This window comes from Streptomyces sp. NPDC000941 (genome assembly GCF_053599555.1).
On record NZ_JBSFMM010000339.1, the window covers coordinates 1 to 8488 of the forward strand.

At 71.8% G+C, this 8488-nt stretch carries 10 protein-coding genes; 6 read left to right on the forward strand and 4 right to left on the reverse strand.

What is annotated here, in order from left to right:
- Positions 1-170 precede the first annotated feature (170 nt).
- The 3 genes from ACWDSL_RS50010 (at position 171) to ACWDSL_RS50020 (ending at position 2023) form a co-directional block, all read left to right on the forward strand.
- Positions 171-566 carry a GNAT family N-acetyltransferase gene (locus ACWDSL_RS50010; RefSeq protein WP_450496017.1) on the forward strand — a complete coding sequence of 132 codons (396 nt, stop codon included), beginning with the start codon at positions 171-173 and terminating at the stop codon, positions 564-566.
- 322 nt (positions 567-888) lie between these two features.
- The gene (locus ACWDSL_RS50015; RefSeq protein WP_450496019.1) at positions 889-1713 is read left to right on the forward strand and encodes a hypothetical protein; all 825 of its coding nucleotides are present in this window, start codon (positions 889-891) and stop codon (positions 1711-1713) included.
- Between the two features lie 25 nt (positions 1714-1738).
- On the forward strand, positions 1739-2023 hold the full coding sequence (locus tag ACWDSL_RS50020; protein ID WP_450496021.1) for a hypothetical protein: 285 nt from the start codon (positions 1739-1741) through the stop codon (positions 2021-2023).
- Here ACWDSL_RS50020 and mnmA read toward each other — a convergent pair.
- Positions 1989-3152: a tRNA 2-thiouridine(34) synthase MnmA gene (gene mnmA, locus ACWDSL_RS50025; RefSeq protein WP_450496023.1), complete on the reverse strand. Its 1164-nt coding sequence runs from the start codon at positions 3150-3152 to the stop codon at positions 1989-1991. The two genes, ACWDSL_RS50020 and mnmA, sit on opposite strands and share 35 nt — an antisense overlap.
- Before the next feature lie 83 nt (positions 3153-3235).
- Positions 3236-4138 carry a TIGR03619 family F420-dependent LLM class oxidoreductase gene (locus ACWDSL_RS50030; RefSeq protein WP_450496025.1) on the reverse strand — a complete coding sequence of 301 codons (903 nt, stop codon included), beginning with the start codon at positions 4136-4138 and terminating at the stop codon, positions 3236-3238.
- A gap of 165 nt (positions 4139-4303) precedes the next feature.
- Here ACWDSL_RS50030 and ACWDSL_RS50035 point away from each other — a divergent pair, with 165 nt between their 5' ends.
- Positions 4304-4996: an N-acetylmuramoyl-L-alanine amidase gene (locus ACWDSL_RS50035; RefSeq protein ID WP_450496026.1), complete on the forward strand. Its 693-nt coding sequence runs from the start codon at positions 4304-4306 to the stop codon at positions 4994-4996.
- Positions 4997-5025: 29 nt separating this feature from the next.
- Here ACWDSL_RS50035 and ACWDSL_RS50040 read toward each other — a convergent pair whose 3' ends face one another.
- Together ACWDSL_RS50040 and ACWDSL_RS50045 are read right to left on the reverse strand one after the other, a co-directional pair.
- A complete protein-coding gene (locus ACWDSL_RS50040) occupies positions 5026-5400 on the reverse strand; it encodes a hypothetical protein (RefSeq protein ID WP_450496028.1) in 375 nt (124 codons plus the stop codon).
- 344 nt (positions 5401-5744) lie between these two features.
- On the reverse strand, positions 5745-6914 hold the full coding sequence (locus tag ACWDSL_RS50045) for a cysteine desulfurase family protein (RefSeq protein ID WP_014176195.1): 1170 nt from the start codon (positions 6912-6914) through the stop codon (positions 5745-5747).
- Between the two features lie 153 nt (positions 6915-7067).
- Here ACWDSL_RS50045 and ACWDSL_RS50050 point away from each other — a divergent pair, with 153 nt between their 5' ends.
- Positions 7068-7514 carry a carboxymuconolactone decarboxylase family protein gene (locus tag ACWDSL_RS50050; protein ID WP_450496029.1) on the forward strand — a complete coding sequence of 149 codons (447 nt, stop codon included), beginning with the start codon at positions 7068-7070 and terminating at the stop codon, positions 7512-7514.
- A gap of 10 nt (positions 7515-7524) precedes the next feature.
- Complete coding sequence (locus ACWDSL_RS50055) at positions 7525-8391, forward strand: alpha/beta fold hydrolase (protein ID WP_450496031.1); 867 nt, start codon at positions 7525-7527, stop codon at positions 8389-8391.
- Positions 8392-8488 lie beyond the last annotated feature (97 nt).

The following is an 8488-nucleotide window of genomic DNA, read 5'->3' on the forward strand; positions in this document are numbered from 1 at the left end:
TGGGCGAGCGGTGAACCGGCCGTCGGGCAGTTTGTGCAGCCAGCCGCGGTCAGCCGGCTTCGTCTGAGCGGCACCCGCGACGACGGGCGGGAATCCGTAAAACCGCCCTGCCGGACGATCTACACCCCAGACTGCCGCCCACGACCAGATGGCGCAGCTTCAATGATCCTATGCAGAACGGCGATACGGTGCTGACGGTGCGCCCCGCGCTCACCGACGACGACCTCAACGAACTGTTCAACGCCTCGTGGCCGAATCACACACCAACCACCTTCGCACCGATGCTGGCCCGCAGTCTGGTGTGGATCGCCGCGAGCCGGGACGGCCGGCTCGTCGGATTCGTCAACGTGGTTGGCGATGGAGGTCTTCACGCCTTCATCCTGGACACCACCGTGCACCCCGGCGAACGTCGGCAGGGGCTTGGGGTGCGGTTAGTGCGTGCGGCGGCGGATGAGGCGAAGGCATGTGGTGCCGAGTGGCTGCATGTCGACTATGAGCCGCACCTTGAGTCCTTTTACGCGCGGTGTGGATTCCGGCAGACCGCCGCGGGCCTCATGCGGCTTTGAGTGGCCTGCGCGCCATCGCTGCAGGTCGCACCGGATGCCGAGCGGCTGGACCTCGGTCGGGCGGTGCCAGGTGTCGCTGGGCAGGCATGCGGTGGGACAGCGCCCTACCCAAGGACCCAGGTAGAGAACTCCCACCCACCTCCCCAACCCATCACCCCTTCGGGTGACTTGGGCGCAGACGCGTCCGCGAAGGGGTTACGCTCGCGGCAACACAACCCCACACAGACGACGGCCCCCGGCCGGGACTGCCATCCCGAACGAGGGCCTGACCAATCAGGAAGTCAGACCCTTCCCCATGGCTGAAGAGCAGTCTAGTGCGCCCGTGCGCGCTTCCGCCGGTGCTCCGGCATCCGGCGTGATTCATATCCGCACCCGCCACACCGACAACTTCACCGTGCTCTCCAACCGGCTCGCCCAGCGCGCGGGCAGCGCGGTGACCGTCGGCGTCGCGGCGTACATCCTGTCCCTCCCCGATGGCGCGTCCATCCGCATCGACGTGCTGTGCGCGCACTTCAAGGAAGGCCGGGGGCGGATCTCCGCCGCTCTCAACGAGTTGGAGGCGGAGGGGTGGCTCGAGCGCCGTGTCGAGCGCGGCCCGGGCGGGCGGATCGTCACGCGGACGTTCGTGTACGACGCCCCGGGGCGCACGGCGGGGAGCGGCGAGGTCCCACCGCCGCCCGGACCGGCGCGCCAGGTGCCTGACGGCGGCTCCCGCGCCGAGCCCAGCACCGAGCACACGGGCGACGGGCCGACTCCGGCCGCCGCCGATCCTCGCGCGACCGCCGTCCTCGCCTCCCTGCGCCACCGCGACGCGCGCCTGATCCTGTCAGAGCGGGAGACCGCCGCGCTGGCCCCCGCCGTCGCGGAGTGGCTTGACCGCGGGGTCGGGCCGTACGAGATCGCCGAAGCGCTGACGGCCGGGCTCCCCGCCCCCATCACCCGCCGCCCGGCCCGGCTCCTCGCCTACCGTCTGGCCGCGCTTCGCCCACCGGCCCGGACCCCTGAGGCGGCGCCCCCACTGGTCGCCCCACCGGTCGCCCCGCTGCAGAACTGCGACGGCTGCGACCGCGCCTTCCGCGCGCCCCGGCCGGGCCGCTGCCGGGACTGCCGAGCGTCGGCGGTGGCCTCCGGGCCACTCGCCGCTTGACCGTCACCGGACAGGAGAGGCGATCATGACATCCACCCCTGACGATGCCCCGTTGCGCACGATTCGAGAGATCCGCGAGGCGCTTCCCGCGCACCAACAACGTCTCTTCGACGCCGAAGTGGCGGACACCGACATTGACGAGCTGCCTGTGCTGCTCAACCGGTGGGCCACTCTCGGAACCGACGGGTTCGAAGAGTTTCTGCTGTCCACCCCGTTCGAGGGGTTGGAATTCGGCGCTCGCTCCTACGACATGGATCCGGGCGCGGCGGGCCGCCTCAGCTCGCCGACGCCGCCCGCACCGTGCCAGTAGCCCGCTCCGTCGTCGCGATCGTCGCCGAGCCCACGACCCGCGTCCCGTCGTACAGCACGATCGCCTGGCCCGGGGCCACCCCCCGGACCGGCTCGGCGAAGGTCACGCGCAGTTCGCCGTCGACAGCTTCCGCCGTCACCACCGTCTCGCCGCCGTGGGCGCGGAGTTGGGCCGTGTAGGTGGCGGGGCCGGTGGGCGCAGTGCCGCACCAGCGGGGGGTGATGGCGGTGAGGGACGCGATGTCGAGGGCATCGACGGGGCCGACGGTGACGGTGTTGTTCACCGGGGAGATGTCCAGGACGTAGCGCGGCTTGCCGTCGGGGGCGGGGTGGCCGATGCGCAGGCCCTTGCGCTGGCCGATGGTGAAGCCGTACGCGCCCTCGTGGGTGCCGAGCTTGCGGCCGTCCTCGTCGACGATGTCGCCCTCGGCCGTCCCGAGGTGCTTGGCCAGGAAGCCCTGGGTGTCACCGTCCGCGATGAAGCAGATGTCGTGGCTGTCGGGCTTCTTGGCGACGGCCAGGCCGCGCCGCTCCGCCTCGGCGCGGATCTCGTCCTTGGTGGTGAGGGTGTCGCCGAGCGGGAACATGGCGTGGGCCAGCTGGCGCTCGTCGAGGACGCCGAGGACGTACGACTGGTCCTTGGCCATATCGGAGGCCCGGTGCAGCTCGCGGGTGCCGTCCTCGCGGAGGACGACCGTGGCGTAGTGGCCGGTGCAGACGGCGTCGAAGCCGAGGGCCAGCGCCTTGTCGAGGAGCGCCGCGAACTTGATCTTCTCGTTGCAGCGCAGGCAGGGGTTGGGGGTGCGCCCCGCCTCGTACTCGGCGATGAAGTTGTCCACCACGTCCTCGCGGAAGCGCTCGGCGAGGTCCCATACGTAGAAGGGGATGCCGATGACGTCCGCGGCCCGGCGGGCGTCGCGCGAGTCCTCGATGGTGCAGCAGCCGCGGGCGCCGGTGCGGAAGGACTGCGGGTTGGCGGAGAGGGCGAGGTGGACGCCGGTCACGTCGTGGCCGGCTTCGGCCGCCCGCGCGGCCGCGACCGCGGAGTCCACGCCGCCGGACATGGCGGCGAGTACGCGCAGGCGACGGCCGTCGCGGGGACCTGTGGGCGCACCGGGGAAGTCATTCATAACCCCTCCAGGGTAGGCCCTGGGGGTGGGCGGTCATCGCCCCGGCCGATCGTTACGGAGGGTGGCGGAGGGTGGCGGACCGGTCAGGTGGCGTTTGCGCCGTTCAGGATGCGCTGCGCCAGGTCCAGCGCCTGGTCCACGTCCTTGGCCAGATAGATCAGGTCCACGAAGGCGTGGTCCACGCCCGCCTCCGCCTCCGCCCGGGCCAGCACCGTCGTGATGTCCTCGACCGTGGCCTCGGACGAAGGGTTGACCCGCAGGATCGCGTCGAACGTGGCGGGGTCCCGGCCCTCGCGCTCGGCCGTCTCCCGGATGGTGGTCATGGGACCGATGACGGCGGCCTGGGCGTCGAACGGTACGGGCGGGACGGCGATCGGCAGCCAGCCGTCGGCGCGGCGGGCCACCCGGCGCAGGGCGGTGGGGGCCCAGCCTCCCAGGTAGACGGGCGGGTGGGGGCGGGTGGCCGGCTTGAGATCGATGTACGAGGCGGGCACGGTCCAGTGTTCGCCGCGGTATTCGACGGGGTTGGTGGTCCACCAGGCCGTCAGTGCGTCGAGGATTTCGTCGAGGCGGCGGCCGCGCTCGGCCATCGGGACGTTCACGGCCTCGTACTCCTCCGGGGACCAGCCGGTGCCGAGCCCGACCAGCAGCCGCCCCTCGCTCATCGCGTCGATGGTGGTGAGGGAGCGGGCCAGCACAGCCGGCGGGTACCAGGGGGCGTTGATGACATTGGTGCCCAGTTGGACCCGCTCGGTGACGGCGGCGGCGGTGGCCAGCGTGACGAAGGGGTCCAGGGCGGTGCGGAATTCCGGCGGGATCGTATCGGCGCCCGCGTACCCGACGGCCGGATCGACCGGGTCGAGCAGCCGGTCGCCGACCCACAGGCTCGCCGCGCCGAGTTCCTCGGCCTGCCGCGCGAACCGCGCCACCTCCTCCGGGCGGTGCGCCAGGGCGCCGAACTGGGGCAGCGAGAACCCAATACGCATGCTGTTCACTCCTCGTCGAATTCCCTCGAATCACTGCCGAGTCACTAGATGGTCCAACATTCATCTATCCGGGGGTAGAGCGGTCGATTCCTCGACGGTCGGTTTGCGCCATGATCCAACAACTGCCGTGGAACCGGGCGGCCCTCACCGTCCGTTGACAGTTCCATGAACGAGACCACGGACAGCGACGCCGCGCCGCCCAGCGGCCGGCGGCGCCTCGGGCGGCGGGCGCTGCTGATCGGCGGGGTCGCCGCCGGTCTCGGCGGGGTCGGCTATGCGGCGCGGGACGAGTTGGAGCGGCTGTGGTGGCGGCTGCCCGGCGTGGACCAGCCGCGCGAGGAGGGCGAGGTCGACTACCCGGGGGCGCTGTGGGTCCCGGCCTCGCAGCTGAACTGGCGGCGGGCGGACCGGCCGTACGACTACACCGTCGACCGGGTGGTGATCCATGTCGTCCAGGGGAGCTACTACGACGCACTGGAGGCGTTCCGGGACCCGGGCCACGGCGCCGCGGCGCACTATGTGGTGCGCCGCGACGGGCGTATCGCGCAGACGGTCCGCGAGTTGGACGTCGCCTTCCACGCGGGCAACCGCCCGTACAACGAGCGCAGCGTCGGCATCGAGCACGAGGGGTTCGTGGACCGGGCCAGCTCCTTCACGGACCCGATGTACCAGGCCTCGGCGCGGCTGACGGCCAGGATCTGCCGGCGGTACGGATTCCCGGCGGACCGCGAGCACATCGTCAGCCACTCCGCGGTGCCGGGCACCGACCACACCGACCCCGGGCCGCTCTGGGACTGGGCCCGCTATCTGCGGCTGGTGCGGGCGGCCCTGGCGGACCAGCGAACTTCGGACCGGTGAGCTTCGGCTTTGCGGGCGGAAGGCGGAATTTACGGCAGCCAGACGTCCCCGTTGTGCATGAAATCGAGCTCGCGCGGCGTCGTCACCGGCCAGCCGTTTGCGTCTTTCATCCCGGGAGCGAAGTAGCTGCCGTACGCGTTGTAGACGCCGGAGGCCCGATTCCAGGGGCTGCGCACTTCGTGCCACACGGAGTCCTTGGAGACGTCCACGGTCGCCGACGTGGCGTTTTGGTCCTCGCCGCCGGTGACGAGGGTCGTGAGGTTCACCGGGGCCGGAGTTCCCTCTTCCCGCCGTATCCGGATAACCGACGCGACCTTGTACCCCTGGTCGTCCTTCTGGATGTCGTAGCAGGCCGCGACCTCGACCTCGCCGCCCTGTACGCCGAACCAGGTGTGTCCGCCCACCCAGCAGTTCTGAATGCCGGTTACGGGCTCGTATCCCGAATTGGCCGGTGTGGCCTGAGCCGTCGCACTCGTTCCTATAAGAGCCGTCGCGGCAATTGCGGCGGCGGCCATGCTCCGTCTCACCGAAAATCTCGTCATTGAGCCTCCTCGGAAGGGGTTGCATTCCGGGGAGAGACTAGCCGCCGGGGGCGATTTTCAGGTGGATCGGAAAGATATCCCGAACCACCTTGGCATGTTTTTCGCCACGGCGAATTCCGCCATTGGCCCAGCCTTTGGTGACATCTTTGGTCGTGCCTTTGGTCGTGCCTTTGGTCGTGTCCTTTGGCCGTGCCGCTGATTTCTCCCTAGCTCAGACCCGCGCCGCGCGCCCGCTCCACCACCGGGCCGATCGCGTCCGCCACCGCCTCCACATCCGCCTTGGTCGACGTATGGCCGAGCGAGAAGCGCAGCGTGCCGCGCGCCAGGTCGGGGTCCGTGCCGGTGGCCAGGACGACATGGCTGGGCTGGGCGACGCCCGCGGTGCAGGCCGAGCCGGTCGAGCATTCGATGCCCCGCGCGTCCAGCAGCAGGAGCAGCGAATCGCCCTCGCAGCCGGGGAAGGAGAAGTGCGCGTTGGCCGGGAGGCGGCCCGCCGGGTCCGGGTCGCCGCCAAGCACCGCGTCGGGGACGGCGGCCCGGACGGCGCCGATCAGCGCGTCGCGCAGCGCCCCGATCTCGCGCGCGAACTCCTCGCGGTGGGCGGCGGCATGGGCGGCCGCGACCGCGAAGGCCGCGATGGCCGGGGTGTCGAGCGTGCCGGAGCGCACCTGGCGCTCCTGGCCGCCGCCGTGCAGCAGCGGCGCCGGGGTCCACTCGCGCCCGAGGAGCAGCGCGCCGATCCCGTACGGCCCGCCTATCTTGTGGCCGCTGACCGTCATCGCGGCCAGGCCCGAGGCGGCGAAGTCCAGGTCGAGCTGGCCGAAGGCCTGGACCGCGTCGGCATGCAGCGGGATCCCGAACTCCGCCGTCACGGCGGCCAGTTCGGGCACCGGCATGATGGTGCCGATCTCGTTGTTGGCCCACATCACGGTCGCGAGGGCGACATCCGAGGGGTCGCGAGCGATCGCCTCGCGCAGCGCGTCGGGGTGCACCCGCCCGTACGCGTCCACGGGCAGCCACTCGACCCGCGCGCCCTCGTGCTCGGCGAGCCAGTCGACGGCGTCGAGGACGGCGTGGTGCTCGACGGGGCTGGCGAGCACGCGGGTACGGGCGGGGTCGGCGTCCCGGCGGGACCAGTAGAGTCCCTTCACCGCGAGGTTGTCGGCCTCGGTCCCGCCCGAGGTGAAGACGACTTCGCTCGGGCGCGCGCCCAGCGAGGCCGCGAGCGATTCGCGGGACTCCTCGACGGTACGGCGCGCCCGGCGGCCGGCGGCGTGCAGCGAGGAGGCGTTGCCGGTGACGGCGAGCTGGGCGGTCATCGCCTGCACCGCCTCCGGAAGCATCGGGGTGGTGGCGGCGTGGTCGAGGTAAACCATGGTGGGCTCGATTCTACGAGCCGGAGCGAGCCGGAGTGGGGGCGCGTGCCGGGCGCACGGAGGAGCGCCGCACCTGACCCCTGCCCGCCCCCTACCCGCCCCTCTGCCTGGCCGCTTGCCTTCGAGTGCACTCCAACTTCTAGCGTTCAGGACATGAGCAACGCGAACGACACGATCAAGCAGGAGCGGTTCGAGTACGGCATGAAGGTGCTGAGCCGGATCGACGGCGAGGTGGGCGAGCAAGTGGTCGACTCGCTGGCCGACATCTCCCCCGAGCTCGGCCACCAGGTCGCCGCCTGGGCCTTCGGCGACATGTACGCCCGCCCCGAGCTGGCCCCCCGGGACCGACAGCTGGTCACCCTCGGCATACTCACCGCCCTCGGCGGCTGCGAGCCGCAGCTCGAAGTGCACATCAACGCCGCGCTGAACGTGGGACTCACCCCCACCGAGATCACCGAGGCGCTGCTGCACGCGGCCGTCTACTGCGGCATCCCCAAGGCCCTCAACGCCACCTTCGTCGCCAAGAAGGTCTTCGGCGAGCGCGGGCTGCTGCCCGTCTCCGGTGCCGACAGTCTCGACAGGGATGTCATGAGCAACTAGCGTTTTGCCCATGACAGCCGACGACAACGCCGACAGCGACGACGACTGGACGCTGGACCGTACCCACCGCAGCTCCTCCGGCGAGGTCCGCTGGGCCGCGCTCGGCGCCCCGGACCGCCCGCCGGTCGTCCTCCTCCACGGCACGCCCTTCTCCTCGTACGTCTGGCGGTCCGTCGCCCGCGCGCTCGCCGACCGCCACCGGGTCTTCGTCTGGGACATGCCCGGCTACGGCGCCTCGGAGAAGCGCGCGGGCCAGGACGTCTCCCTGGCCGCCCAGGCCCGGGTCTTCACCGAGCTGCTTGACCTGTGGGGGCTGGCCGGGGGCGAGCGGACGCCGTCCGTCGTCGCCCATGACTTCGGCGGCTGCGTCGCCCTGCGCGCCCAGCTGCTGCACGGCGCCCGCTACCGCCGACTGGCCCTCGTCGACCCGGTGGCCCTGGCCCCCTGGGGCTCCCCCACCTACCGGCTGCTCGGCGAGCACGCGGAGGTCTTCGAGCGGCTGCCACCCGGGCTGCACCGGGCTCTTGTGCGCGAGTACGTCGCCTCGGCGAGCGGTCCCGGGCTGCACCCGGCGGTCCTGGACCGGCTCGTCGAACCGTGGTGCGACGGGGACGGGCAGGCCGCGCTCTACCGGCAGATGGCGCAGAACGACCAGCGCTTCACCGACGAGATCCAGGGCCGCTACGGCGAGCTCGACCTGCCCGTCCTGGTCTGCTGGGGCTCCGCGGACAGCTGGATTCCGCCGGAGCGGGGGCGGGAGCTGGCCGGCCTGATCCCCGGTGCGCGGCTGCGGCTGTTCGAGGGCGCGGGCCATCTCGTCCAGGAGGACGCCCCGGCCGAGCTCACGGCCGCGCTGCTGGGCTTTCTCGGCGAGTAGGCGAGTCGTGCGGCGGCCTGGCGGCCTGCGCGCGTGATGCGCGGTGCCGTGGCAGCCCGGGCGCGGCGGCCGGCGCGGCGCCGCGTCAGGGCGCGGC